Origin of the sequence: Cognatundibacterium luofuense (assembly GCF_018139685.1) — a bacterium.
In the GTDB taxonomy this organism is placed as follows: Bacteria; Pseudomonadota; Gammaproteobacteria; order Burkholderiales; family Burkholderiaceae_D; genus Undibacterium; species Undibacterium luofuense.
This window is the reverse complement of the sequence record NZ_JAGSPN010000656.1, coordinates 1-281: the sequence shown is the minus strand read 5'-3', so window position 1 is coordinate 281 and position 281 is coordinate 1. Positions and strand designations below refer to the sequence as shown.

Here is a 281-nt window from a genome sequence, read left to right as displayed (position 1 = left end):
GAAGAGCAGTCTTTGCAGGAATTGCTGGCAGCGCAGGCTGTGCAAAGTGAGAAACTGAGCGCATTACGCGCACAACAAGCCCAGCAGTTGGCTACCTTGCAAGCACAATGGGCGCAGGAAGAGCAAACACTGCAGGCAGCAGCACAGGAAGAGCAGCAGCAACTCGCCCACGAACATCAGGCCGCGGAAGAATTAGCACAGACACTGATACAGCGCTTGCGTGATCAGCGTCAGCACCATGTGGTATGGCGCGAACAGGTACAGCAGGTATTGGAGTCGGC

At 56.2% G+C, this 281-nt stretch carries 1 protein-coding gene; it reads left to right on the top strand.

Annotated elements, in window-relative coordinates:
- The coding region (locus KDM89_RS22060; protein ID WP_212689880.1) for a hypothetical protein at nt 1–281 on the top strand (281 nt) is incomplete at both ends.